The sequence below is a fragment of the Paucibacter sp. PLA-PC-4 genome, assembly GCF_026241155.1.
Classification (GTDB): Bacteria; Pseudomonadota; Gammaproteobacteria; order Burkholderiales; family Burkholderiaceae_C; genus Roseateles_E.
The window spans coordinates 136,574-162,485 of the sequence record NZ_JAPFGP010000007.1; the positions used below are offsets into that span (position 1 = coordinate 136,574).

General features: G+C 65.8%; 14 protein-coding genes. 4 read left to right on the forward strand and 10 right to left on the reverse strand.

Annotated features, from left to right (window positions below):
• The first annotated feature begins 148 nt into the window (after window positions 1-148).
• Window positions 149-2,878: a PEP-CTERM sorting domain-containing protein gene (locus OOZ63_RS12745; RefSeq protein ID WP_266005872.1), complete on the forward strand. Its 2,730-nt coding sequence runs from the start codon at window positions 149-151 to the stop codon at window positions 2,876-2,878.
• Here OOZ63_RS12745 and hemH read toward each other — a convergent pair.
• From hemH to OOZ63_RS12795, 10 genes are all read right to left on the reverse strand, one after another.
• Complete coding sequence (hemH, locus tag OOZ63_RS12750; RefSeq protein ID WP_266005873.1) at window positions 2,831-3,922, reverse strand: ferrochelatase; 1,092 nt, start codon at window positions 3,920-3,922, stop codon at window positions 2,831-2,833. The genes OOZ63_RS12745 and hemH overlap by 48 nt on opposite strands.
• Window positions 3,923-3,936: 14 nt before the next feature.
• The gene (locus tag OOZ63_RS12755; RefSeq protein WP_137941802.1) at window positions 3,937-4,905 is read right to left on the reverse strand and encodes an adenylate/guanylate cyclase domain-containing protein; all 969 of its coding nucleotides are present in this window, start codon (window positions 4,903-4,905) and stop codon (window positions 3,937-3,939) included.
• 156 nt (window positions 4,906-5,061) lie between these two features.
• The gene (gene rpoD, locus OOZ63_RS12760) at window positions 5,062-7,260 is read right to left on the reverse strand and encodes an RNA polymerase sigma factor RpoD (RefSeq protein WP_266005874.1); all 2,199 of its coding nucleotides are present in this window, start codon (window positions 7,258-7,260) and stop codon (window positions 5,062-5,064) included.
• A 319-nt stretch (window positions 7,261-7,579) separates the two neighbouring features.
• Entirely contained in the window at window positions 7,580-9,547 is a 1,968-nt protein-coding gene (gene dnaG / locus OOZ63_RS12765; RefSeq protein WP_266006051.1) for a DNA primase, read from the reverse strand.
• Window positions 9,548-9,554: 7 nt separating this feature from the next.
• On the reverse strand, window positions 9,555-11,573 hold the full coding sequence (locus OOZ63_RS12770) for a putative bifunctional diguanylate cyclase/phosphodiesterase (RefSeq protein ID WP_266005875.1): 2,019 nt from the start codon (window positions 11,571-11,573) through the stop codon (window positions 9,555-9,557).
• Between the two features lie 213 nt (window positions 11,574-11,786).
• Window positions 11,787-12,083, reverse strand: a complete 297-nt coding sequence (locus tag OOZ63_RS12775) for an H-NS histone family protein (protein WP_266005876.1) — start codon at window positions 12,081-12,083, stop codon at window positions 11,787-11,789.
• Window positions 12,084-12,286: 203 nt separating this feature from the next.
• Window positions 12,287-13,333: a Fe(3+) ABC transporter substrate-binding protein gene (locus OOZ63_RS12780; RefSeq protein WP_416234729.1), complete on the reverse strand. Its 1,047-nt coding sequence runs from the start codon at window positions 13,331-13,333 to the stop codon at window positions 12,287-12,289.
• A gap of 73 nt (window positions 13,334-13,406) precedes the next feature.
• Window positions 13,407-13,679 carry an oxidative damage protection protein gene (locus OOZ63_RS12785; protein WP_137941807.1) on the reverse strand — a complete coding sequence of 91 codons (273 nt, stop codon included), beginning with the start codon at window positions 13,677-13,679 and terminating at the stop codon, window positions 13,407-13,409.
• A gap of 41 nt (window positions 13,680-13,720) precedes the next feature.
• Window positions 13,721-15,061 carry an amino-acid N-acetyltransferase gene (gene argA / locus OOZ63_RS12790; protein WP_266005877.1) on the reverse strand — a complete coding sequence of 447 codons (1,341 nt, stop codon included), beginning with the start codon at window positions 15,059-15,061 and terminating at the stop codon, window positions 13,721-13,723.
• Between the two features lie 113 nt (window positions 15,062-15,174).
• Window positions 15,175-17,298 carry a S8 family peptidase gene (locus tag OOZ63_RS12795; RefSeq protein WP_266005878.1) on the reverse strand — a complete coding sequence of 708 codons (2,124 nt, stop codon included), beginning with the start codon at window positions 17,296-17,298 and terminating at the stop codon, window positions 15,175-15,177.
• Between the two features lie 247 nt (window positions 17,299-17,545).
• On the opposite strand from OOZ63_RS12795, the gene hrpA reads away from it, so the two are divergent.
• The 3 genes from hrpA (at window position 17,546) to OOZ63_RS12810 (ending at window position 25,909) form a co-directional block, all read left to right on the forward strand.
• Window positions 17,546-21,448: an ATP-dependent RNA helicase HrpA gene (hrpA, locus tag OOZ63_RS12800; protein ID WP_266005879.1), complete on the forward strand. Its 3,903-nt coding sequence runs from the start codon at window positions 17,546-17,548 to the stop codon at window positions 21,446-21,448.
• 116 nt (window positions 21,449-21,564) lie between these two features.
• On the forward strand, window positions 21,565-23,445 hold the full coding sequence (locus OOZ63_RS12805) for a serine/threonine protein kinase (protein ID WP_266005880.1): 1,881 nt from the start codon (window positions 21,565-21,567) through the stop codon (window positions 23,443-23,445).
• Between the two features lie 37 nt (window positions 23,446-23,482).
• Window positions 23,483-25,909, forward strand: coding sequence for a serine/threonine protein kinase (locus OOZ63_RS12810; protein WP_266005881.1), 2,427 nt, complete (start codon window positions 23,483-23,485; stop codon window positions 25,907-25,909).
• The last annotated feature ends 3 nt before the right edge of the window (window positions 25,910-25,912 follow it).

Below are 25,912 nucleotides of genomic sequence, written 5' to 3' on the forward strand. Positions count from 1 at the left end.
TGATTCCGGTTTCAGGCCTCGAATGGTTGGAGGATGCACTGTGACGGGCCGAGAGGATACTCGGGTGCCGTGAGCGTCGCTTCACGGCGCCTGAGGTCCGGTTATGCAGCATTGCCGTGTTCCCTCCACCCTGCGGCCTCTGGCGGTCGTGGCCCTCTTGGTTCTGGGGGCGCATGCGCCGCTTCGGGCCGACATCACGACCCTCGGGACCGTCTCCACCGGCCCGCTCAATCTGCCCATCGGCCCCGGCAATACAGACCTGGGAAATAGCGGGCTTTATGTGGGCGCCAGCGCTTACGGCCGCCTCGATGTGGGCGGTGGCAGCTTGCTGCGCACCGGCAGCCTCCTGCTGGGCCCTGGCGGCAACGGGGACGGCAGCGGCTGGGCCTATTTGGACGGAGCGGACAGCCGCATCGAGCTGACCGGCGACGGCTTCTCCGACAGCGTGCTCAACCGCTTCGAGGTCGGCGCCTGGGGGCTGGGCGCGATGACCATCTCCGGCGGTGCAGTGCTGGACGGCCGCGCCAATGCCAACGCCTGCCTGGGCGTGAACCACTTCTGCAACAGCTTCATCGGCAATGCCGCCGGCTCGACCGGCCGCTTCACGGTCACCGGTGCGGGCTCCTCGGCCTCCTTCTTGCGCGGATTTATCGTCGGCGGACTCGCCGTGTTCCGCCCGCCGATCGACGGCTTCACCTTCGGCACGCCGGGTGCCAGCAGCAGCGGCACGGTCAAGGTGCTGGACGGTGCATCGTTGCTGACCGACAGCGCCACGCTGGGCGTGGGGCCGGGCGGCAGCAGCCCGCTGGGCAGCGAGCGCAGCTTCGCCGACGCCCTCATCGACGGCCCGGGCTCGGTCTGGCGCATCAGCGGCGGCACCCTGGAGGACACCGGAGGGTTTTTCGCGCTGGGCACGCACCGCAACGCCTGGGCTTCGGTAGCCATTCGCAATGGCGGCCAGTTGCTGATCGAGGGCCGGGACGGCCTGTTCAGCTCGGTCGGGCTGAGCACAGGCGGCGGACGCAGCGACATGGTCGTCAGCGGCTCCGGCTCCAGCATCTTGTTCACCGGCGATGCCGGCGTGTTGAACGTCGCCCGCAGCGGGGCGGCCGGAAGCGGCAACCTTGCCATTGAGGCGGGCGGCCGGGCCAGCGGCATGTTCTATGTCGGCGTCGGCCGTGACGGGGCGCTGGGCCAATTGAGCGTCCAGGGGACCGGCTCGGAGCTGCTGGTCAATGGCACGGCTTCTGCCGCAGCCAATGGCACGGCGTCAGGCGCTGGGCTGGATATCGGTCGCAATGGCGGCTACGGCCAGGTGAACGTAGGGGCGGGCGGACGCATCCATCTGCTGGCCGCGCAGGGCCTGCCGGGGCTGTCCCTGAATCTGGGCCGCGATGCCAATTCGGCCGGCACGCTGAACATCGACGGCCCGGATTCGATGCTGTTGATGGAGTCAATCTCGGTGCTGCCTGGCGGCGGGCAGGGCGAGTCGCCGAATCCGGTGATGCGGGTGGGTCGCGACGGCAGCGGCACCTTGAATATCACCGATGGCGGCAAGTTGCTGCTGCAGGGCTCAGCAGTCTCGACCCCGAACGACCGCCGCAGCACCTCGTTGATCATCGGTGGCTTCAACGACAACACGCCGGGTGGTCATGGCACTGCCACGGTCAGCGGCGCCGGCTCGCAGATTCGGCTCAGCGGCACGGACACATTCATCGGCGTCGGCATCGGTGCGCAGAGCACCGGCCAGCTGAGCGTCAACAATCAGGCCTTGGTCAGCGCAATCGGGCTGGGCGTGGGACGCAGCGGCGGGGTCGGTGTGCTCAAGCTCAATGGCGGGCAATTGCTGTTGTCGGGGCAGCAGAGCGCCGGCAACCTGTCCGGCGGATTTTTGACCGTTGGCACCGGCGCTGGCATCGGCGTGGCCTCGATCGACAACGCCAGCCTGGTGACGCTGAGCAATATGGGCAGCGCCGGCGCGGGCCTGAGCCTGGGCGGCAGTGGGGCCTTCCCCGGCGGCGAGGGCAGCCTGGCCCTGGCGGGCGCTTCCCGGATTGTTGTCGAGGCTCAGCCCGGCCTGGGTGGCGTGACCATCGGACGCGAGGGTAGCGGTTTCATGCGCATGCGCGGCGCCAGCGAGCTGGACAATACGGGCGGCAATCTCTATCTCGGCCGCTTTGCCGGCGGCGACGGCACCCTGATCGTCTCCGAGGGCTCCAGCGTCACTGCTGGCTGGGTCGGCGTGGGGCGAAACAAGACCACTACCGGTGATGTTGACGGCGGCACCGCCACCATGGTGCTGATCGACAGCTCGCTGACGGCCCAGGACATCGTGATCGGCAGCAAGGGGTTTTTGTGCGGCAGCGGCAGCATCAGCGGCAATGTCGTCAATCACGGCATCTTCTGTCCCGGCAACTCGCCGGGCACGCTAAAACTCAACGGCAACTTCAGCGCGATGTCCGGCAGTCGCATGATTCTCGAGGTCGAGGATGACGGCGCGGGCGGCTATCTGACCGATGTGGTGGTGTTCGGTGGCGCGGTGGCGCTGGGGGCGATGGCGGTCGAATTCCGCTTCCTCGGCGCGACAAACCCCAACGCCTTCCAGAGCAGCGGCCGCTTCGAGATCGACACCTTTCTCGGCCACAGCGACGGCGCTGGCGGCATGGTGGCGCTGGCTGATCAGAGCTTCGAGGGCGTGCAGTTCAGCGCCCAGGCAGATGCCTATGTCATCAGCAACTTCAGCTTCAGCGCTGCAGACGGGGCCGCCTTCAACGCGCAGCCGGTCCCCGAGCCGCAGACCTGGGCCATGCTGCTGCTGGGCCTCGTGGGTCTAATCCTTGGCGCCCGCCGCCAGCGCGGCCTCGCGCTGGCGGGCTAGCGCGTCGGCGTCGGCGGTCTGCCGGGTTGGCCAGCCCTGCAGATGCCGTTCGGCCAGGTCGGCCAGCATGGACATGCCGGCCGGGCTGTCGTTGAGGCAGGGGATGTAGGCGAATTCACGGCCGCCGGCGCTGAGGAAGGCATCTCTTGCCTCCTGGGCGATTTCTTCTAGCGTTTCCAGGCAATCGGCGCTGAAACCGGGGCAGATCAGGTCCACTTTCTTGAGGCCGGCTGCAGCGCGCGCCTTCAGGGTCGGCTCGGTGTAGGGCTCCAGCCATCGGGCCTTACCGAAACGACTCTGGAAGGTGACCAGGTACTGGTCCTTGCTCAAACCCAGCGCCTGGGCCAGCAGGCGACCGGTCTTCAGGCATTCGCAGTGGTAAGGGTCGCCTAGGGCCAGAGTGCGGGCCGGCATGCCGTGAAAGCTCATCATCAGCAGTTCGGGTCGGCCGTTGGCGGCCCAATGGGCTTTGACGCTGGCGGCCAGGGCCTCGATATAAGCGGGGTCGTCGTGGTAGCGATTGATGAAGCGCAGCTCGGGCAGATGGCGGGTTTGCAGCGACCAGCGCGCCACATCGTCGATCACGCTGGCCGTGGTCGCCGCGCAATACTGCGGGTAGGCCGGCAGCACCAGCACGCGGCTGACGCCCTCGCTGCGCAGCTCGCTGAGCACGTCGGCGATTGCCGGCGCGCCGTAGCGCATCGCGTAGCGAACGCTGACATTGTGGCCTCGCTCGCCGAGATAGCCCTGCAGCAGCTTGGCCTGGCGCTCGGTCCAGACCTTCAGCGGCGAGCCCTCGGGCATCCAGACGGTGGCGTACTTGGCCGCAGACTTGGCCGGGCGCACCCGCAAGATGATGCCGTGCAGGATCAGCTGCCAGACCAGCTTGGGGATCTCGACGACGCGCGGGTCGCTGAGGAACTGCGCGAGATAACGTCGCGTTGCCGCTGCGGTGGGTGCATCGGGGGTGCCCAGATTGCAGAACAGCAGCGCGGTCTTGGCCGCGCTGCCATGGCTGAAGCTCGCTTCGACTCGATAAGGCATGGAGAATGGGGGGGTCAGCCGATCGAACGCCGGCCGCCGCTGGCCAGGGGTTCGGTGTCGGCGAAGTGCAGGATCTCGAAACGTACCGAGGGGGAGAGTGCGTCGACCGGCGGGCTTCCAAGGCCGATCACGCCGCTGCCGTGCAGGGTGCAGCTGCCGCGGCGCAGACTCAGCGTCTCGCCGGCGCTGCCAAAGCGCACGAACGTGCCGTTGTAGCTGAGGTCGGTCAGCGAGAAGGAGCCGCCATGCCAGTCGATGCGCGCATGCGAGCGCGACACTCGGCCGTCGGTGATGCAGTAGGTGGCCTGCACACTGCGGCCGAGGATGACTGGCATGCTGTCGATGTCGAAGACGCGGTCCAGGTCCAGCCAGATCAGGCGGATGCCGTCGGGCTCGGTCGAGGCATGGATGACCTCGCCGAACTGGGTGGCCGCCATATCGCCCTGCGTCGGCTGGTCCAGCACATGGACATGGACCGGCTCGGCGCGGCCACGCACCGCGATCAGGTCCAGGCTGCGAAAGCGCAGTTTTTGCGCGCTGGGCAGGCCGGACAGGACCTCGGCGGTAATCAGGGTCTCGTTGTCGCCGGCATGGTCGAGCAGCCGGGCGGCGACATTGACGGCATCGCCGAAGCAGTCGCCGCTCATCTCGACCACCTCGCCGCGCGCCAGCGCCACCTGCATGCGCAGCGCCCGCAGCCCCGGCGACGCACCGTGCTGCTTGCCGCGCGAGACCACGCGCTCGAGCAGCTCGTGCATGCGCATCGCCGACTTGACCCCGTTGCGCGGCGAGTCGAAGACCGCCATCAGGCCGTCGCCAAGCGTCTTGATCAAATTGCCGCCGCACTCGTCTACCGCCTGCCCGATCAGGCTGACCGTGTGGGTGACCACCGAAGTCGCCTCGGCATTGCCCAGGGTCTCGAAAAGCGCCGTGCTGCCGCGCAAGTCGGCAAACAAAACGGTGCGTTCCCGGATATGGGTCATGAGTGCTGGCGGGGGAGTTGTGAATTAATTCTCAGTGTAGCCGCGCCCTGTTGTGCTTGATCGCCGCATAAACGCCGAGAAGTCCCCAAGCGGTGCGAGAGGCGCAAAAAAGGCCGGAGGGTGGCTCCGGCCTTGGCTGCTGCGGCGAGGGACGCCTCAGAGGTTGTCGAGATAGGTGCGCAGCTTGTCCGAGCGGCTCGGGTGCTTGAGTTTGCGGATAGCCTTGGCTTCGATCTGGCGGATGCGCTCGCGGGTCACGTCGAACTGCTTGCCGACTTCTTCCAGCGTGTGGTCCGTGCTCATCTCGATGCCGAAGCGCATGCGCAGCACCTTGGCCTCGCGCGGGGTCAAAGAGTCGAGGATGTCCTTCACCACATCGCGCAGACCGGCCTGCATCGCGGCCTCGATCGGCGCGGTGTTGTTGGTGTCCTCGATGAAGTCGCCCAGATGGGAGTCGTCGTCGTCGCCGATGGGGGTTTCCATCGAGATCGGCTCCTTGGCGATCTTCATGATCTTGCGGATCTTGTCCTCGGGGATCTCCATCTTCTCGGCCAGGGTCGGCGCATCCGGCTCGAAGCCGAATTCCTGCAGATGCTGGCGCGAGATCCGGTTCATCTTGTTGATCGTCTCGATCATGTGCACCGGGATGCGGATGGTCCGCGCCTGGTCGGCGATCGAGCGGGTGATGGCCTGACGGATCCACCAGGTCGCGTAGGTCGAGAACTTGTAGCCGCGACGGTATTCGAACTTGTCCACCGCCTTCATCAGGCCGATATTGCCTTCCTGAATCAGGTCCAAGAACTGCAGGCCGCGGTTGGTGTACTTCTTCGCGATCGAGATCACCAGGCGCAGATTGGCCTCGATCATTTCCTTCTTGGCGTCGCGCGAGGCCTTCTCGCCCTCGTTCATCTTCTTGTTGATGTCCTTCAGGTCCTCGATGGGCACGACGGCCCGGGCCTGGATGTCGATCAACTTCTGCTGCAACTCCTGCACCGGCGGCAGATTGCGCGCCAGAATGGTGGAGTAGGGCTTGCCGGCGGCCACTTCCTTCTCGGCCCATTGCAGGTTCAGCGCATTGGGCGGGAAGGTCTTGATGAAGTGCTCTTGCGGCATGCCGCACTTGTCCACCACGATCTTGCGCAGCTCGCGCTCGTAGCGGCGCACATCATCGACCTGCGAGCGCAGCAGATCGCACAACTTCTCGATGGTCTTGACTGTGAAGCGGATGGTCATCAGCTCCTGGCTGATGGCCAGCTGGGCCTTGTTGTAGGAGGCAGACTTGTAGCCATCCTTCTCGAAGGCCTTACGCATCTTGTCGAAGTTGCTCGACAGCGAGTCGAGCTTGACCAGGGCGGCGTTCTTCAGCTCCTCGAGCTTCTTGGTCAGGGCTTTGGAGCCGCCATTGCCGTCGTCATCGTCCTCTTCGTCGAATTCGTCGAAGTCTTCCTCGGCCACATAGTCATCGGCCTCATCGGCGGCGACGAAGCCGTCCACCACCTCGGAGATGGTCATCTCGCCGGCGCGGATCTTGGTGGAGAACTCCAAGATGTGGGCGATCGTGGTCGGCGAGGCCGAGATCGCCAGCATCATGGCCTGCAGGCCGCCTTCGATGCGCTTGGCGATCTCGATTTCGCCTTCGCGGGTCAGCAGCTCGACCGTGCCCATCTCGCGCATGTACATGCGCACCGGGTCGGTCGTGCGGCCGAATTCAGAGTCCACCGTCGACAGCGCGGCTTCGGCGGCTTCTTCGGCTTCTTCTTCGGTGGCGGTGCTGGTGGTGTTGCCAGAGATCAGCAGCGTGGCGGCGTCGGGCGCCTGCTCATAGACCGCAATGCCCATGTCGTTGAGCATGGAGATGATGGCCTCGAGGATTTCCTCGCTGACCAGCTTCTCGGGCAGGTGGTCGTTGATTTCTTGATGGGTCAAGAAACCACGCGTCTTACCCATCTTGATCAGGGTCTTCAGCTCATGGCGACGCTTGGCGACTTCTTCCTCGGTCAGCGCCGTCTCGTCCAGACCGAATTCACGCATCAGCGCGCGCTCCTTGGCGCGGCTGACCTTCATGCGCAGCGGCTTGGCCTTGGGCTTATCCTCACCCGCCTCTTCGACCTCGGCCTCGGCTTCAGGTTCGCCCTCGAGATCGGCCTCGAGGTCAGACAGATCAACCTCCTCGACCTCGGCCGCAGTGGCTTTCTTGGTCTCCGTGGCGGCCTTGGGCTTGCGACCGCGCTTGGGCTTGTCGTCCGCGCCAGCGGTGGCCGCGGCTTTCACGGCCTTGGCTGCCTTGGCAGCGGGCTTCTTGATGTCGTCAGCCTCGGTGGCGCTAGCCTTGGTCGCGGTCTTCTTGGCAGTCATGCAAATCCTCGGGTCGGTGTTGGGCGGAGCAATGCAGCGGCCGCCTGGGGCCCCGTACATTGCATTCAAGCAAAGCGTGGCCCAAGCGGCATTCAGGCGGTTCGGCCATCCTGCCTTGAGAGCAAGATGGGGCGGACCGTGGCGCGTGCAAGCTGGCGTGAACGTTTGAGATTGCAGCTCTTGGCGGTTAAGGTGGCCTTGATACCTCAATGGGTGCCCATTTTCGATGGGTGGCCGGGACCGGAAGTGGCTGCCGTCACTCTTGACGCGCGCGAAAACCCTTAATTATAGGCTAAATCGGCAGAACTTCCGCCGGTCTTCAGCCGGAGCTAACCAGCATGGCCTTTTTGAGCTGATCGATTTCCTGGCGCAGGCGGGCAATCTCGCGCAGCTGCTCGCCCTGCGGGTTGCTGGCGATCAGGGCCTGAATTTGTTTGGCGAGCGCGTCGATTTGGAGCTGGCGCAGCACATGCTGCAAACCCTCGAACTGCGGCTCTTCCTCGCCGTACAGGCTGCTGGTGAGCCGGCGGGCCTGATCCACTGGGCCATTCTCCGCCTGCAGCGTCGCCTCCAGTACCGACCAGGGTGCTGCGCCATGGTTGACCAGGAATCGTTCCAGCCAGTTGATCAACTCACCCTGGCGGCCCGGTAGTTCATGCAGCAATTGCTGCTGATCGAGGCTCAGCCGCTCCCACCAATCGCTGCTGAGCAGCAGCATGCGCAGCGCATGATCAGTCGGCGAGATCGGCTGGCGCCGTGGCGTGCCCATCGTCTCGTCGACCGGCTCGCCGCGGCGCTTCCAATCTCCTTTGCCCGACGGCTTCCAGTCCTTCTTCCATTCCCGCCGTGCCGGCTTGGCTGGGCTGGACCGCTGTTCATAGTCGGGCGGGGGGCCATCGTCGGGTGGGCCATCAAAGGTGCGCTCGCTGCGGGTGTGGCTGCTGCTGCCGCTGCCGCTGCCGCTGCCGGTGCCGCTGCTGCCGCCGGCTTGCCACAAGCCCATCAGCTCCTGATCCGGGAGCTGCGCACGGCGCGCCAGATCGCCCAGCAGCTGACGCTTCAAAAGGCCTTGGGGCAAGGCATTCCACAGCGGCTTGGCATTGGCCAGCAGGCGGGCGCGGCCTTCGGCGCTGCCCAGGTCGCAGCCATCTGCTGCTGTCTCCAGCAGCTGGCGCGACAGCGGCACTGCCTCGGCCACGCATTGCTCGAAGGCCTCCGCGCCAAGGTCACGCACATAAGAGTCGGGGTCATGCTCGGTGGGCAGGAACAGAAATTTGACCGAGCGGGTGTCGCTGGCATGGGGCAGGGCTGCCTCCAGCGCGCGGCCTGCGGCGCGCCGACCTGCGGCGTCGCCGTCGAAGCTGAACACCACCGATTCGGTAAAGCGGAACAGCTTTTGCACATGCTCGGCCGTGCAGGCCGTGCCCAGCGTGGCGACCGCATTGTTGAAACCATGCTGGGCCAGGGCCACCACATCCATATAGCCCTCGACCACCAGCGCATAGCCGCGCTGACGCAGTCCGGTGCGTGCCTCGAACAAGCCGTAGAGCTCGCGGCCCTTGCTGAAGACTGGGGTTTCGGGCGAGTTCAGGTATTTGGGTTCGCCCTTGTCGAGGATGCGGCCGCCAAAGCCTATGGTCTCGCCCTGCACATTGCGGATCGGGAACATCACGCGGTCGCGGAAGCGGTCGTAGCGCTTTTGCTCGCCGCCTTCCTCGCCCGAGATGATCACCATGCCGGACTCCGCCAGCAGCGGGTCGTCATAGCTGGGGAAGGCGCTGGCCAGCGCACGCCAGCCCTCGGGCGCATAGCCCAGCGCGAACTGGGCGGCGACCTGGCCGGTCAGGCCGCGGCCCTTGAGATAGGCCACAGCGCGCGGGCTCTTTTTGAGCTGGGCGCGGTAGTGGTCGCTGGCGCGCTGCAACACCTCGGTCAGGGTAGCCTGGCGCACTTTTTGTGCCGCGGCGCGCTCGCGCTCTTCGGGCGAGCGATCGTCCTCGGGCACCTGCATGCCGCTTTGTTGAGCCAGATCCTGCACCGCCTCGACAAAACCGGCGCCGGTGTGTTCCATCAGAAATCCAATGGCATTGCCATGGACACCGCAGCCAAAGCAGTGGTAGGTCTGGCGCGTCGGGCTGACGGTGAAACTGGGCGACTTCTCGCCGTGAAAGGGGCACAGCCCCTTGTGGTTGATGCCGGCCTTCTTGAGCTCGACATGGCGCCCCACCACCTCGACGATGTCGACGCGGGAGAGCAGGTCCTGAATAAAGCCCGGTGGTATCACCAGCGAGAGTCTAGTGCAGCCCTGGCACCGGCTCCTGACGTCCGGCCAGCACGGGGCTCTTCTCGAAGCGCGCCACCCAGTCCGCTACCTGCTCGGCCGGCATCGGCAGTGCGATGCCGTTGCCCTGGCCATGGTCGCAGCCCAGCGCCAGCAGCGCGCGTGCATGCGAGGCGGTTTCGACCCCTTCTGCCACCACGCTGTAGCCGAAGGTGCGGGCCAACCCGATCACGCCCTCGACCAGGGCCTTGTCCTGATCGTCAATCAGCATGTTCTGTACGAAGGAGCGGTCGATCTTCAGCGTGTCCACCGGCAGGTGCTTCAGATAGGTCAGGTTGGAGTAGCCGGTGCCGAAATCGTCCAGCGCGAAACGCACGCCAAAGGCGCGGCAACGCCGGATCAGGGCTTGGGTGGCATCGATATCGGCCAGCGCGGTCGACTCCAGCACCTCCAGCACCAGGTGCTCGGCCAGCGGCTCGCGGTGCCGGGCCAGCAATTCCTTCAGGCGCTGAGCGAAGTCATCGGCCTGCAGATGGCGGGCTGCGACGTTGACGCTGACGCGAAGACTCAGGCCTGCGGCCAGCCACTGGCTGGACTGCTTGAGCGCCTGCTCGATCACCCAGTCGCCGACCTGAACCGCCAGGCCGGTCTGCTCGACCACCGGCAAAAAATGGGCTGGCCCGAGCAGGCCGCGCTCCGGATGCTGCCAGCGCAGCAAGGCCTCGACGCCCAGCACCGTGCCGGCCCGCATATCGACTTTGGGTTGGTAGTAGAGCTGTAGCTCGTTGCCGTCCAGCGCTTGCTGCATACGGCCCAGGGCCAGCACCCGGGCGTCGCTGCGCAGGCGCTTCTCGGTATCGAAGAACTGGTAACCATTGCGCCCCGATCGCTTGACACGATAGAGCGCATGGGCGGCATGGCGCTGCAGGGTTTCGCCGTCCGAGTGGTCTTGGGGGAAGACCGTCGCGCCGAGGCTGGCGCTGAGTTCCAGCGCCTGCCGGTGGCCGTCCAGGTGGTAGGGCGCGCGAAGCACATTGAGTATCCGCTCGACTGCGAGCTGCGCTTCCTCCACGTTGCGGCAGCGCAGCAGCAGGCCGAATTCATCGCCACCCAGGCGGGCGACCTCGTCCGACCACTCACGGCCGCTGCGCAAGGCGGCCTGCAGCCGCGCAGCGACTTGTTTGAGCAGCTCGTCCCCGCCATCCGCTCCCAGCCGTTCATTGATGCTTTTGAACTGGTCCAGATCCAGGCAGCACAGGCACAGTAGGAATCCCTCGCGGCGGCTGCTCTGCACAGCCAGCTCGATGCGCTGATTGAACTCGCTGTGATTGGGCAGACCGGTCAACGCATCAAACCGGGTCTGGCGCGCCAGCAGGTCTTGCTGGCGAAGCTGCTCGGTCACGTCGGCGACCGTGACCACATGAAAACGCACCGTGCCGTCCGCCTCCGGAATTGTCGAGACCGTGAGTTGCAGCCGGCAGCTCTGGCCATTGCCACGTCGGCATTGCAGCAGACCTTGCCAGTGGCCATCCCTGACCAGCGCCTGGCGCAAGGCCTGCGGGTCGTGGCCGCTGCGGCGCAGGTTTTCGAGCGTCAGTGGCTCGGCTATCTGGCCGCACACGGCATCGCGCGGCAGCTCCATCAGCCGGCAGTAACTGGGATTGGCGTCCAGCACGCGATGCTCGGCATCGGTGACCAGCAGGCCCTCGTGCAGATGCTGGAACAAGCTGACGCTCATGCGCTGGCGCTCCTCGGCGCTGTGCTGCCACTGGGCACGTTCAGCCGCTATCTCCGCCAGAGCCGCCCGCCAGCGCAGAGTTTCGCGGTGCCGCAGGCTCGTCAGGGCGCCGAGCAACAAGCACACCGCCAGGGCCGCGATGCCCAGGCCAGGCAGCCAATCGCTGGCCCGCGACGGCGTCGGCATGCTGAGCAGCAAAACGATGCTCAGCGCCGCTCCGGCTGCGAACGGCACACGGCCCTGCCACCACAGGGGCGAGGCTTGGGCTGCAGCAATGGAAGGCGACTGGGGCATGGGCGCCTGTGGGAGGAGGTGGCGATTCGGTCCCTGGGTGCTGACCCCGGGACAAGGGCCGCAAGATGCTAGCAGTGCGGCGGCCCGGCTGCCTTGAGTTTGCCCCCCGCAAATAGATGGCTCGAAAACCCCGCCTCAAAACAAAAAAGGCTGCCTAGCGGCAGCCTCGGGTAATACTTGCCGAGATTCTCGGCCGTACTGAGCAGGTTTGGCTCAGACGTTGAAATCTTCCAGCTTGGCGCCGCCGCCGATCGCTGCCTTCAGCCACTTGGGCTGCAAACCGCGACCGCTCCAGGTTTCCCCGGTTGCCTGGTTCCGGTATTTGACTGCCACCTTGGAGGTCTTGCCCGCCTTCGGTGTGCGCACGCTCAGATCGGCAACTGTCAGGCCATATTCGGACATCAAACTCTTGACCTTGGCAACGGCATCGGCGCGTTCGCGATCCTTGGTTTGGGCGATTTGTTCGTCGAGTGCGGCCCGTTGAGCCAACAGGTCTTTGAGTGATGCCATCTTTGCAAATCCTCGCTAGGTTTCAAGTTCAAGCATGGGGGACGCGCCGATTATAGGCATGGGCCCGCAAAACTCTCTAGCGACCTATTATGCGCAGATGCGGCGCCGCTCGCAATATTCGTCAAAAAGCGGCTGTTGTCGTGGTGCCGACATATTGACTCGGGGTCACCGCAAACCCGTGCGTGCGGCGACCCCGGTGCGCTTTACTTGAAGCCGACCTTGTCCAGCAGTTGCTGCACCTTGGGCAGATTCGCGCCTACTGAGGAAACCGGGATGGTTTCGCTCTTGAATTCACCCATCGCCTCCAGGGCCGGATTGGCCGGGCGCACACCGACCACCACCGGCCATTCGTTATTGCCGTTGGCGAAATAGATTTGCGCTTCCGGCGAGCTCAAGTACTCGAGGAACTTGACCGCGTTGTCGCGATTCTTTGCGTGCTTGGCCATCGCGCCGCCGGCGATATTCATATGGGTGCCCCAGCTCTGCTGATTGGGGAAAACCACGCCCAGGCGCTCGACCACTGCGCGATCTTCCGGCTTGCTGGAACGCATCATGCGGGCAAGGTAATAGCTGTTGGTCACGGCGATCTGGCATTCGCCGCTGGCGGCTGCCTTGATCTGGTCGGTATCGCCACCCTTGGGGGCGCGCGCCATATTGTCGACCACGCCCTTGAGCCAGGCCTCGGTGCGTTGCGCCCCCATATGCTCATACATCGCACCGAACAGCGAGAGGTTATAGGGGTGCGAGCCGCTGCGAAGGCAGACCTTGCCCTTGTTCTTAGGGTCGGCCAATTCCTCGTAGGTATCGACGTCCTCTTTCTTGACGTTGATCTTGTTGTAGACGATGACGCGAGCCCGGGTCGACAGGCCAAACCAAGCCGAACCCTGGCCGCTGTCCTTGGCGCGCAGATGGGCTGGAATGCGCTGCTCCAGCACAGTCGACTTGACTGGTGCGAACAGGCCGTCGGTTTCGGCCAGCCACAGGCGTGCGGCATCGACCAGCAAGATCACATCGGCAGGGCTGGAGCTGCCCTCGCTTTTCAGGCGAGCGATCAGACCGGCGTCGTCGGTGTCGACGCGGTTGATGCGGATGCCGGTGGCTTTCGTGAAATTCGCGTATAGCGCTTCGTCGGTCTGGTAGTGACGGGCTGAATACAGATTCAGCACCTGCTCCTGAGCCAGCGTTGCCGTAGCCAGGCCGGTCAGCAGGCCGGCGGCGAGGGCGGATTTGACGAGACGGGAAATTCGCATGGGGTCTCCAAGCCAAGTAAGGTGGCTGGGAGTTTACCCCGTGAACAAGAATAATTCTTGTTTGAGTTCAATCTCAGGTCGTCGGTGGGACGTAGCCCGCGACCGCTTCGGCGCCAGCGCCGAAGAAGAATTGCTCCATTTGCCGGGCCAGGTATTGGCGGGCGCGCAGATCGGCCAGGTTCAGGCGGTTCTCATTGACCAGCATCGTCTGATGCTTCATCCAGGCCGCCCAGGCCTCCTTGCAGACGTTTTGATAGATGCGCTTGCCCAGTTCGCCGGGATAGGGCGCGAAGTCCAGGCCTTCGCCTTCTTTCTTCAGATAAACACATTGCACCATGCGTGCCATAACAACCTCTATTTGCTTGAGTGTGGAGGGGAGGCCCGGATTCAGGCCAGCTTCTTGACCAGCACTTGCGAGCGCCGGTCCCAGTTGTATTTGCGTTTGCGCTCTTCGGGCAGCCATTCGGGTTCGACGGGCGAAAACCCGCGCTTGATGAACCAGTGCATCGTGCGTGTGGTCAACACGAAGATGCTGCTCAGGCCCTGCGCCTTGGCGCGCTGCTCGATGCGCTTGAGGATGCGGTCGCCGTCGCCCTGGCCCTGTACCTCGCTGGAGACGGTCAGCGCCGCCATCTCGGCGGTGCGTGCCTCTACATAGGGGTACAGCGCCGCACAGCCGAAGATCACGCCGTCGTGCTCGATCACCGTGTAGGCCTCGATATCGCGCTCGATCTCGTTGCGGTCGCGCTTGACCAGGGTGCCGTCGCGCTCGAAGGGTTCGATCAGCGCGACGATGCCGCCGACATCATCGGGGCTGGCCTCGCGCAGGCTTTCCAGCTTCTCGTCGACCACCATGGTGCCGATACCGTCATGGGTGTAGACCTCCTGCAAGAGCGCGCCGTCCACCGCCAATGGCAAGATGTGCGAGCGCTCGACGCCAGCTTGGCAGGCCTTGACGCAATGCTGCAGATAGAAGGCCACATCGGTGGGCTGGGTCGGGCGCGGCAGGCTGGCCAGCATGCGCTTGGCGTCGGCCAGGGCTAGCTCGGTGTCGATGGCGCTGTCGGGGTCGTCCGGGTTTTCGCGCACGCCGGCCACCTCGGTCATGAACAGCAGCTTGTCGGCCTGCAGCGCGATCGCGGCGCTGGTGGCCACTTCTTCCATCGTCAGGTTGAACGCTTCGCCGGTCGGCGAGAAGCCGAAGGGCGACAGCAGCACGATGGCGCCGCTGTCGATGGCGCGCTGGATTGCCGCTGCATCAACCTTGCGCACCAGGCCGCTGTGCTGGAAATCAACACCGTCGACGATGCCCACTGGCCGCGCGGTCAGGAAATTGCCCGATACCACCCGCACCGTCGCATTGGCCATCGGCGTGTTCGGCAAACCCTGTGAGAACGCGGCCTCGATCTCAAAGCGAAGCTGGCCGGCCGCCTCCTGGGCACAGTCCAGTGCCACCGCGTCTGTGACGCGTACGCCCTGGTGGAACTTCGGCGTCTGGCCCTTGGCGGCCAGCTGCTCGTTGACCTGGGGCCTAAAGCCGTGCACCAGTACGATCTTGATGCCCATCGCGTGCAAGATGGACAGGTCCTGCACAAAGGCGTTGAGCTTGCCCGCCGCCACCAACTCGCCCGGCATCCCGACCACAAAGGTCTCGCCGCGGTAGGCATGGATATAAGGCGCGACCGAGCGGAACCAGGGCACGAAGGTGTGAGGAAAGACAAGGCTCATGTAGCGGGAGGGCGGTTGCGGCAGCAGGACGGGATGGAATGGGCCCCGATTGTGCCGCAGCGCCACCGGCTCGGAGTGCCGCAAGGGCACTCCGAGTCCGTACGCTGTGCCGCTCAGGCCTGCGGGCCGCGCCGGCGCCGCAGCTGCCAGCTCAGCAGGCCCAGCCCCGCGAGCATCAGCGCGTAGCTCTCGGGCTCCGGCACGGCGCTGATGTCCAGGCGGACGCTGCCGTTGTCATAGAACAGCGCGCTGGTGTAGCCCGCGCCCAGGCCGCTGACCTGGACCGACGAGAACTGGCCCATGAAGTTGCCAGCGCTCATCAGTGTGAAGCTGGCGTTGCCGCTCAGCGAGAAGCTGTCCAGCAGGGTCAGCTGCAAGCTGCCGCCAAGGAAGGCCGTGCCGCCGATGGCCAGCAGATCGGTGCCGCCGGCTCCGATCTCCAGGTCCAGCCAGCCGCTCGGGAACTGGGCGAAGTTGCCCAGCACCGTCAGCGTACCGATGGAATCCTCGCCGGGAGCGATGTGGCCCGCCTCGTTGAGCAGGTCGCCCTGAATGGTGGCGGTGCCGGCCAACATGCCGCCGTGTACCGTCACGTCGCCGCTGCCGAAGGCGCTGACGGAGCGGCCGACCAGGGTGCCGCCGAACAACTCGGTGCCGCCGGAATAGCTGTTGTCGCCCGCCAGCACCAGGGTGCCCCCACCGGACTTGGACAGGCTGCCCTCATAGACCCGGCTGTCGCGGGCCACTTCGCGCGCCTGGCCGACGGTGTATTCGGTGACCTCGTCGGCGCTCGCGCCGGCCGGCAGTCCGTTGAGCCAGCCCTTGCTCTGCTTGGTGTTGAACCAACTGCTCGCCTCGGCCTCGTCCTCGAGCTTGCGGGCCTTGATTGCGGTGTCGGAGATGTTGTTGCTCCAGGTGTCGTTCTGGCCCTGGGTGTTGACGGCGAACTTGCCGAGGAATTGCCCAGGGCCGTTCATCGCGTTCCTGAGGCTGATCGTGCCCCAACCGTTGCGGCTGTCCGGCACCACGGTGCGCTGGCCTGCATTCGTGTTGGCGATGGCCACGCCGGCGGCATTGTTGATCGTCCCGTTCTGCACTGCCGTGGTCTTCATGACCTCCAGCGCCTGGGCGTTGGTCATATAGCTGTAGCGCTCCATGATGACGGCCAGCGCGCCAGAGGCATGCGGCGCGGCCATCGAGGTGCCCGACAGGCTGCTATAGCCGGCCACGCCGGCGGCGTTGACCGTGCTGCCATTGATGCCGTTGCCTGGTGCTGTCATGCAGGACCATTTAGCGACGCCGCACTGGTTGTACAAATGAGCGCCGGGCACATTGACCGAGCCGTCTGCATTCAGGGTCTGGCCGACCGGCGAGCCGCTGATGTTCAGGTTCTGGCGAATCGCAGCCACGGCCAGCCAGTTGGCTTCCAGCTCTGGCATGAAGTAAGCAGCGCCCGAGCGCGCGCTGGCGTTGCTGAAGCCGGTATTGCCGGCACTGAACACCATCACCGTGCCGGTCTTGCCGGCGTCGAGCGCGCCCTTCATCCAAGTGTCGTCGCGCGACAGAAAGCCCCATGCACCCAGCAGGCCGGGTGTGCCAGCGGCATTGGGCCCGAGGGTGTTGTATTGCTCGCTATTGGGCTGGCTGCCCCAACTGGTGCTGATGATGCGCACGCCCTGGGCGTTGACGCCGCGGTAGACATCAGCCACATAGCCCTGTTCCAGAGTTTGCGCGGCCGTTTGCGTGACCTGCGGCATGCCAAACAGCACGCTGTCGGTCTTGTGGGTGTTGCCGACATAGAGGCTGGCGTTGAAGGCCACGCCGTGGAAATTGCTACTGCCGCCCAGACTGCCATCGCGCGAGGCGGCGATCGTGCCCGACACATGGGTGCCATGGGTGTCGTTGTAGCTGCTGCTCCAGGCGCCCGAGATGCCATTGACTGTGACCGCGTGGTAGCGCGTGCTGTCGAGCTGTGGATGGGCGGTGAAATAGCCGGAGTCGACCATGCCCACCTTGATGCCGGCGCCGCTGAAGCCGGCTGCGTACGCGTACTCCGCGCCAATTGCGTTGAGGCCCCAGTCGCGCCGGAACTCGGCGGTGCGCCAGCTGGCCGGGTCACCCAGAAGACCGGGATCGCCCTCATAAGTGGTGATGGCCAGCGCTTGCTGGGCGGCCAGCGCAGCGATAAGAATGACGCTCAGCCGGCTCAGGCTCAGATGGGAGGGGGTGTGTTTCATCGGGCGATCTCCGGGATGCTTGGAGGAGAGGTGGGTGCGGCGTGGGGCTGCTCGGTAGCAAGACCTGGCCCTGTTTGCCGGTCAGGCGCTCGATGCTAGGGCCGGCAAGTCGTGATGAAGTACCGGTTTTCCCGCGCTCGCAGCGATTCCGGGCGATAGGCGTTCCTTCGTTCTTGGGGGCGTGCGAGCAGCGGTCCGACAAGGCCCACAGCGCCGAGTCCGCAAAGACACCGATAATCGTGGGCTCGTGAATCCATCGTCTTCCTCCCCCAGGCCGCCAAGGCCGCAGCAGTCGCCCAAGGCGAATACCGCACGGCCTGCGCCGCCGCCAGCCAATCCGCTGCCGCCCATCACCTTCCCCGAATCGCTGCCGGTCTCCAGCCGGCGCGAGGACATCGCGCTGGCGCTTGCCGAGCACCAGGTCATCATCGTTTGCGGCGAGACCGGCTCGGGCAAGACCACCCAGCTGCCCAAGATCGCGCTGGCGCTGGGCCGCGGCCGGGCCAACACCGGCAAGCTGATCGGCCACACGCAACCGCGCCGTATCGCCGCCTCCAGCGTGGCCAAGCGTATCGCCGAGGAGCTGAAGACACCGCTGGGCGAGATCGTCGGCTACAAGGTGCGCTTTCAGGACCGGCTGCAGCCTGGTGCCAGCGTCAAGCTGATGACCGATGGGATTTTGCTGGCCGAGACGCAGACTGATCCGCTGCTGAAGGCCTATGACACGCTCATCATCGACGAGGCCCACGAGCGCTCGCTGAACATCGATTTCCTGCTTGGCTATCTGCGCGAGGTGCTGCCGCGCCGACCTGATCTCAAGGTCATCGTGACGTCGGCGACCATCGATGCCGACCGCTTCGCCAAGCATTTCGAGTCTGCCAAGGGCCCGGCGCCGGTGCTGATGGTCTCGGGCCGGCTGTTTCCGGTCGAGCAGCGCTACCGGCCCTTCGAGGAGAGTCGCGAGTACGACGTCAACAACGCCATCGTCGACGCCGTGGACGAGCTCTGGCGAGGGATGCCAAGCAGCGGCATCGCCGCTGCGGGCGGCGGCGATGTCTTGGTCTTCCTGCCGGGCGAGCGCGAGATCCGCGAGGCCGCCGAGGCGCTGCGTAGGCACCATCCGCCCGGCGTCGAGGTGCTGCCGCTGTTTGCGCGGCTGTCGCAGCAGGAGCAAGACAAGGTCTTTGAGCCGCACGGCCAGCGCCGCATCGTGCTGGCGACCAATGTGGCCGAGACCTCGCTGACGGTGCCGGGCATCCGCTATGTGATCGACCCGGGCCTCTCCCGGGTCAAGCGCTACAGCTACCGAAACAAGGTCGAGCAGCTGCAGATCGAGCCGATCAGCCAGTCCAGCGCCAACCAGCGCGCCGGCCGCTGCGGCCGTGTCTCCAACGGCATCTGCATTCGCCTGTACGACGAGAAGGACTTCCTCGCCCGGCCCAGGTTTACCGATCCGGAAATTCTGCGAAGTTCGCTGGCCGGCGTGATCCTGCGCATGAAGGCCTTGCATCTGGGTCAGGTCGACGAGTTCCCATTCATCGAGCCGCCGCCGCGCAAGGCCGTGGCCGATGGCTACCAGCTGCTGGGCGAGCTGGGCGCGGTCGATGATTTGAACGAGCTGACGCCGATGGGCTGGGAGCTGGCCAAGCTGCCTCTGGACCCGCGGGTCGGCCGGATGATTCTGGAGGCCAGGAACCGCGAGGCGCTCAACGAGGTCCTGATCATTGCCAGCGCGCTCAGCGGCCAGGACGTGCGCGACCGGCCGATGGAGGCGCAACAGGCGGCCGACGAGCGGCACAAGAAGTTCGATGACGAGAAGTCGGAGTTCCTGGGCTACTTGAAGCTGTGGAAATGGTTGGAAGAGAGCAAGGGCGGCTCGGGAGAGCACAAGCTCAGCCACCGCCGCTACGAAGCGCTGCTGCGCGAGAACTTCGTCAGCCCGCGCCGGGTGCGTGAATGGCGCGACATCTATTCGCAGCTGCACACCGTGGTCGCCGAACATGGCTGGCGCATGAACGCCAGCCCGGCCACCTACGAACAGGTGCATCTGTCGATGCTGGCCGGCCTCTTGGGCAATATCGGCCTCAAAAGCGACGAGGACGAGTGGTATCTGGGTGCGCGCGGCATCAAGTTCTGGCGCCACCCCGGTGCACATCTGAGCAAAAAGCCGGGCCGCTGGATCGTCGCGGCAGAGTTGGTGGACACGACGCGGCTGTTCGGCCGAGGCATTGCCGCGATCGAGCCGCAGTGGCTGCCGTCCATCGCCGGCCATCTGATCAAGACCCAGCTGATGGAGCCGCACTGGGAGAAGAAGGCGGCCGAGGTGATTGCGCTGGAGCGTGCGACGCTGTACGGCATCGTCATCTACAGCAACCGGCGCGTGAACTTTGGCAAGGTCGATGCGGCCGCCGCGCGCGAGATCTTCATCCGCGAGGCCCTGGTCAACGGTGAATGGGAGACGCGTCTTCCCTTTCTGGCCCATAACCACAAGCAGATCGCCAAGGTCGAGGAGTTGGAGCACAAGTCACGGCGCCAGGATGTGCTGGTCGATGACGAGCTGATCTACGCCTTCTACGACGCTCAGCTGCCGGCCGAGGTGTGCTCGGGCGCAACGCTGGAGCGCTGGTACCGCCACGAGTCCAAGGCCAACCCCAAGCTGCTGCACCTCAGCCGTGAGGAGCTGATGCGTCACGAGGCGGCAGGCATCACCGGCAGCGCTTTCCCAAAGACCATCCGCCTGGGCGGGGTCGACTGCGCCGCAACTTATTTGCATGAACCCGGCGATGCCCGCGACGGGCTGACCGTCACCGTGCCGATCTACGCGCTGAACCAGGTCAATGAGGAGCGCTGCGAATGGCTGGTGCCCGGCATGCTGGGCGCCAAGGTCACGGCCTTGCTGAAAAGCCTGCACCAGCGGCCGCGCTCGCGCCTGGTGCCGCTGCCGGACTTCGTCGCCGAGTTCATCGAGCTCAACCCCTTTGCTCAGGGCAGCCTGGTCGAGGTGCTTCTGAAGGCTGTCAAGGAACGCAGCCAGATCGCGGTGCAGCGCAACGACTTCAAGCTCGAACAGCTGCAAGCCCATCTGTTCATGAACTTCCGCATCGTCGACGAGCATGGCCGTCAGCTGGGCCAGGGCCGCAATCTGGCGGCGCTGAAGGCCGAGCTGGGCGGTCAGGCGCGCAGTGCCTTCCAGGCCCTGGCGGCGCTGAAGTTGCCGGCCGCGCCCGCCGCGGAGCCGCCACCGGTCGCTCCCGGTGGGCTGCGGGCGGAGATCGTCAAGCCAGCGTCGGTGCGCGAGGCGAGCAAGAGCCATACCGGCTGGACTTTCGGCGAACTGCCCGAGCTGATGGAAGTCAAGCGCGGCGCCCAGACCTTGATCGGCTTCCCCGCGCTGATTGACCGGACCAGCCATGTCGAGATCGAGGTGTTCGACGAGCCCGATGTCGCCGCCGCCAAGCACCGTCTGGGTCTTCGCCGCCTGGTGGCGCTGCAGCTCAAGGAGCCGCTGAAGTATCTGGAGAAGAACATTCCGGATCTGCAGAAGATGTCGGTGCTGTTCATGAGCCTGGGTACGGCCGAAGAGCTGCGCGATCAGATCATCGGCGTTGCTCTGGACCGTGCCTTCCTGGCCGATCCGTTGCCGGCCGACGAGTTCGCTTTTAGGTCCCGCATCGAAGAGGGCCGCGCGCGGCTTAATTTGATCGCGCAGGAGGTGGCGCGCCAGACCGGGGTCGTGCTCATCGAGCTGGCCGCCGCCAGCCGCAAGCTCAAGGATGCGCGTGCGCCCAAGGACGTGGTCGAGGACATCACGGCCCAGCTGCAGCGCCTGTGCCCGAAGCACTTGGTCACCGCCACGCCCTGGGCCCAACTGCAGCATCTGCCGCGCTATCTGAAGGCCATCACCGCGCGGCTGGACAAGCTGCGCGCCGACCCGGCGCGCGACGCCAAGCTGCTGGCCGAACTCAAGCCGCTGGAGCAGCGTTTTCTGCGTCGCCTTGCCGAGCTCAAGGGCACGACGGACGCCCGGCTGGTGGATTTCCGATGGCAGCTCGAGGAGCTGCGCGTCAGCCTGTTCGCGCAGGAGCTGCGCACGCCGCAGCCCGTCAGCGTCAAGCGACTGGACAAAGTCTGGGCCCAGCTGAGCGCTTGAGTTGTCGCGCCCGCGCCGAATGCCCCGTGAATGGAGGCCTTATTGCCGCATCGCCGGGCGCACAATCTGGGTCAAATCACACTTTGTTTCATCAAACTCCAAGGTCCGCACGTATCGTGCCGAATGCTGAACCGACTGCCAGCCCGCCCGACGCTGGCGCCAAGACCGCCGCCGCTGTGCGGCGCTTTGGTCGTTTTGAACTCCGCGCGCTGCTGAACAAGAGCACGCGCAGCATGCTGTGGCTGGTGCTGGACACCCGCAGCCAGCAGGAGATGTTGATCTGCATGCCGCGGCTGGCGCCCAACAGCCCTGAGGCGCTGGCCCACTGGCTGAAGACCGCCAATGCCGGTGCCCGCATCCAGCACCCGAATCTGGCCCATGTGGTCGAGGTCGGCCAGGTCGAGCATTGGCCTTTCATCGCCTACGACCGCGCGCTGGGCGAGACCCTGGATGAGCGGCTGGCGCGCCAGAACGCGCCGCTGCCGCTGGATGTGGCGGCCTGGACTTGCCAGTACCTCGAAGGTCTGGCGTTCGCCCATGAGGCCGGCCATGCTCACCGCGATGTGCAGGCCTCGACGATGCTGATCGACAGTCTGGGCCATGTGCGGGTGCTGGGCCTGGAAGTGGCGCAGGAGGTGTTTCCGGCCACTGTGGACTTCAATACCGTGACGCGTCGCGCGGTGCGCGAGGCGGCCCAGGATGATGTGCTGTGCGTCGGCTTGCTGATGCACCGCATGTTGACCGCTCGGCCGGTGCTCGACGAGAGCGATCTGCTGCTGGTGATGCAGCGCATGCAGCCGCAAGGCCATGAATTGCTACGCCTGGGCTGGGAGACGCCGCACCCGATTGCCGAGCCGCTGCGCGCCATCGTCAACCGCGCCACTGACCGCCAGACCGGCCACCGCTACCACCTTGCGCGTAGCTTCTGGCGCGCGCTGGAGGGCTGGCGCAGCGCCGCCAATGACCAGGGTGGCGCGATCGCGCAGCTGATGGACAAGCTGCAGCGCGTTGGCCACCTGCCCATCGCCTCGCTGCGCCTGCAGCGCATCGCCCAATCGTCCAGCATGGAAGGCCAGCACGCCAGCGAGCTCTCAGGACTGGTGCTACAAGACATGGCGCTGAGCCTGGAGATGCTGCGGCGTGTCAATAACGCGCTGAAGCAGCAAGGCATCGCGGCCGGCGGCGGAGCCATCCTGAATATGCAGCGCGCCATCGCGATGCTGGGCTTGAACGGTGTGCAACAGGCGGCCCGCGCGCTCAAGCCCTGGCCGGGCCCACTGTCCGAAACCAATGCCGAGACCTTGCGCAGCCTGATGAAGCGGGTGCAGCGCGCCGGTCAGGTGGCGCAGGCGCTGCGTCCGGCCGGCTACGACGCCGAGGTGGTCTATCTGATCACCGTGATGCAGAACCTCGGCCGCCTGCTGCTGCAGTATCACTTTCCCGACGACGCCCAGCAGATCCGCCAGTTGATGCGCCCGTCCGAGCCGACCGCCGACAACCCCAAGCCGGTTGGCATGAGCGAGCAGTCCGCCGCCTATGCGGTGCTGGGCTGCGATCTCGAAGCGCTCGGCACGGCGGTGGCGCGCTACTGGAGCCTGGGCGACGAGCTGCTGTACATGATGCGACGCCAGTCCATGGAGGCGCCGGTGCGTGGCGGCGGCAGCGATGCCGAACTGCTGCGCCTGACCTGCAGCCTGGCCAATGAAATCGTCGATGCGCTGGCCCTGCCCGAAGAGAAGCGCCAGGCCGGGGTCGAGACGGCCACGCGGCGCTATGCGCGGGCGCTGGGCCTTGGATTGCGCGAGGTCTACGAGGCGCTTAATCCGGCCGCGGCCGTCACTGCCCCCGCGACAGCCCACGCCGAATACCCCGACCATGCCGACCACGGCGCACCGGTCGCGGCGCGGCCTCAAGCCTCGCCACTTCGCTCGCGCCTTAGGGACAAGACCGAGAGCGAAGATCCGGTCGCCCAGCCGCCCGTCGAGCCGAGCGGCTGACTCGCCCGCTCGCCACGATTCCTAGAACAAGGTCCCCATGCTCCCCTCCACACCCACCGCACCGCAGATGCCGCCTGCGTTGGGGCGCTTTCGTCCTTTGCGCCGGCTCGGGCAGGGTGCGCAGGCAACGGTCTGGTTGGCGCATGACCCGCGGCTGGACCGCGAGGTGGCACTGAAGGTCTTGCTGGCCGGCGCCACGCCGGCCCATGTCGAGGCCTGGCTGCACGAGGCTCGTGCTGTCAGCCGCCTGACCCATCCCAACATCGTGCCGGTGTTCGAGGCCGATATGCAGGGCGGCCAAGCCTATTTGGTGTTCGAGTATGTGGCCGGCCCGACGCTGAGCGAACGCCTGCGCAGCGGCCCGGCGCTGCGCCCGCGCGACGCGGTGGAACTGATGCTGGGCGTGCTCGATGGCCTGCAGGCTGCCCATGGCGCTGGCGTGGTGCACCGCGATCTGAAACCATCCAACATTTTGCTCGACGCCAAGGGCCGGGCGCGGGTGATGGATTTCGGCATCGCCGCCCGCCTGACGGATGCCGGCAAGCCGCAAGGGATCGTCGGCACGCCCGGGTATATCTCGCCTGAGGCCGCGCGCGGCGAGGCACCGAGTCCGCAGATGGATGTGTTCGCGGCGGCGGTGATGCTGGGCGAGCTGCTGTCGGGCCAGCGCCTGAACGCCGACCCCGATCCCTGGCGCGCGGTGCGCCGCGTCATCGAACAAGACCTGGCCCTGCCGCCGGGACTCAATGCCGAGGTCGACGATGCGCTGCGCGCCATCGTGCTGCGTGGCCTGGCACGCGACGCGACTCGGCGCTGGCCCACGGCCAAGGCCTTTCACGATGCCCTCAACGAATGGCTGCACCCTGCGGTGGCCCCCAGCAGCGAAGCTGGCGACACGGCGGCGCTGGAGTTCCTGCTGCGCCGCATGCGCCACAAGACCGACTTCCCGGCGATGTCCGATTCGGTTGGCCGCATCCAGCGCCTGACGCTGTCCGAGAACGAGAGCATCACCAGCCTGTCCAATGAGATTTTGAAGGACGTGGCGCTCACCCACAAGCTGCTGCGTCTGGTCAACACCGCGCAGTTCAGTCATGCTGGCGGCGGCACCATCTCGACCGTCTCGCGTGCCGCCGCGCTGATCGGCTTTGCCGGCATCCGCAACTTGGCGCTGTCGTTGATTCTGCTCGAGCGCATGGAGAACAAGGCCCATGCCCAACTCTTGCGCGAGGAGTTTCTGCGCTCGCTGATGGCTGGCTCGCTGGCCCGCGAGTTGTGTTTGGTGCAGCGCGAGAACGAGGAGAGCTTTCTGGCGGCGATGTTCCAGAATCTGGGCCGTCTGCTGACCGAGTTCTACTTTCCCGAAGAGGCTCAGCAGGTGCGCCGCATCACGCGGCCCGAGCGCCGCGCCGGTGGCGACACGTCCGGGCCCGCCGCGCCGGTCAGCGAAGCGCTGGCCTCGGCCCAGGTGCTTGGCCTGAGCTATGAGCAGCTGGGCCTGGGGGTGGCCAAGCAATGGGGGCTGCCCGAGAGCCTGCAGCGCAGCATGCGCCGCCCCGATGGCGATGTGCCGACGCGGCTGCAGGACAACCCGGCAGAGCGCCAACGCTGGCTGGCACGGGCCGCCAACGAGATGTCCGATGTGATTTTGCAGACCGAGCCTGCCGAGACCCATGCCAAGCTCAAGGCGATGGCGCAGCGGTACTCGCGCGCGCTAGGCGTGCCGGCCGAAACCTTTGATGCAGCCGCCGATCAGGCCCGTCAGCGCCTGGCCCAGCTGGCCCAGGCCATGGGCATCAGCCTGGCCAAAAACTCACCGGCCCAGCGTCTGCTGGCGCCGCTGACCCCCACCGTCGATGACAGTCTGTCGCCGCACGAGTTGCATGCGACCTTGCTGGCTGATCCGACCCTGCAGCGTAGCGAGGCCGAGGTCTCGCGCGAGCAGGCCAGCGAGACCTTGGCCGCCGGCATCCAGGACATCACCAATGCGATGGTCGAGAACTTCAAGCTCAACGAGGTCCTGCGCATGATTTTGGAGACCATCTACCGCAGCCTCGGCTTTCGGCGCGTGGTGTTCTGCCTGCGTGACCCGAAGACCGAAACCCTGACCGGTCGCTTCGGTCTGGGTGAGGGAGTCGAGGCGGTGGCGCCGCTGTTTCGCGTGCCGCTGCGCAGCACGCCCGGAGTCGCGGCCGATCTCTTCTCTGCGGTCTGCCAGAAGGGCGTCGACACCTTGATCGCCGATGCCTCGGTGCCCAAGATCGCCGAGCGCTTGCCGGCCTGGTTCCTCGGCGCGCCGAAAGCGGCCAGCTTTCTGATACTGCCGATGGCGGTCAAGGGTGCGCCGTTCGCGATGATCTATGCCGACAAGGCCCTGCCCGGTGGCATCGATCTTGGCGAGAAGGAGCTGTCGCTGCTGCGCACGTTGCGCAACCAGGCCGTGATGGCCTTCAAGCAGGCCAGCTGAGCC

Coding starts and splice junctions, on each gene's coding strand:
- hemH (WP_266005873.1), bottom strand. CDS start 3,922: ATGCCTTATCGAGTCGAAGCGAGCTTCAGCCATGGCAGCGCGGCCAAG.
- OOZ63_RS12755 (WP_137941802.1), bottom strand. CDS start 4,905: ATGACCCATATCCGGGAACGCACCGTTTTGTTTGCCGACTTGCGCGGC.
- rpoD (WP_266005874.1), bottom strand. CDS start 7,260: ATGACTGCCAAGAAGACCGCGACCAAGGCTAGCGCCACCGAGGCTGAC.
- OOZ63_RS12770 (WP_266005875.1), bottom strand. CDS start 11,573: ATGCCCCAGTCGCCTTCCATTGCTGCAGCCCAAGCCTCGCCCCTGTGG.
- OOZ63_RS12775 (WP_266005876.1), bottom strand. CDS start 12,083: ATGGCATCACTCAAAGACCTGTTGGCTCAACGGGCCGCACTCGACGAA.
- OOZ63_RS12780 (WP_416234729.1), bottom strand. CDS start 13,333: ATGCGAATTTCCCGTCTCGTCAAATCCGCCCTCGCCGCCGGCCTGCTG.
- OOZ63_RS12785 (WP_137941807.1), bottom strand. CDS start 13,679: ATGGCACGCATGGTGCAATGTGTTTATCTGAAGAAAGAAGGCGAAGGC.
- argA (WP_266005877.1), bottom strand. CDS start 15,061: ATGAGCCTTGTCTTTCCTCACACCTTCGTGCCCTGGTTCCGCTCGGTC.
- OOZ63_RS12795 (WP_266005878.1), bottom strand. CDS start 17,298: ATGAAACACACCCCCTCCCATCTGAGCCTGAGCCGGCTGAGCGTCATT.
- OOZ63_RS12810 (WP_266005881.1), top strand. CDS start 23,483: ATGCTCCCCTCCACACCCACCGCACCGCAGATGCCGCCTGCGTTGGGG.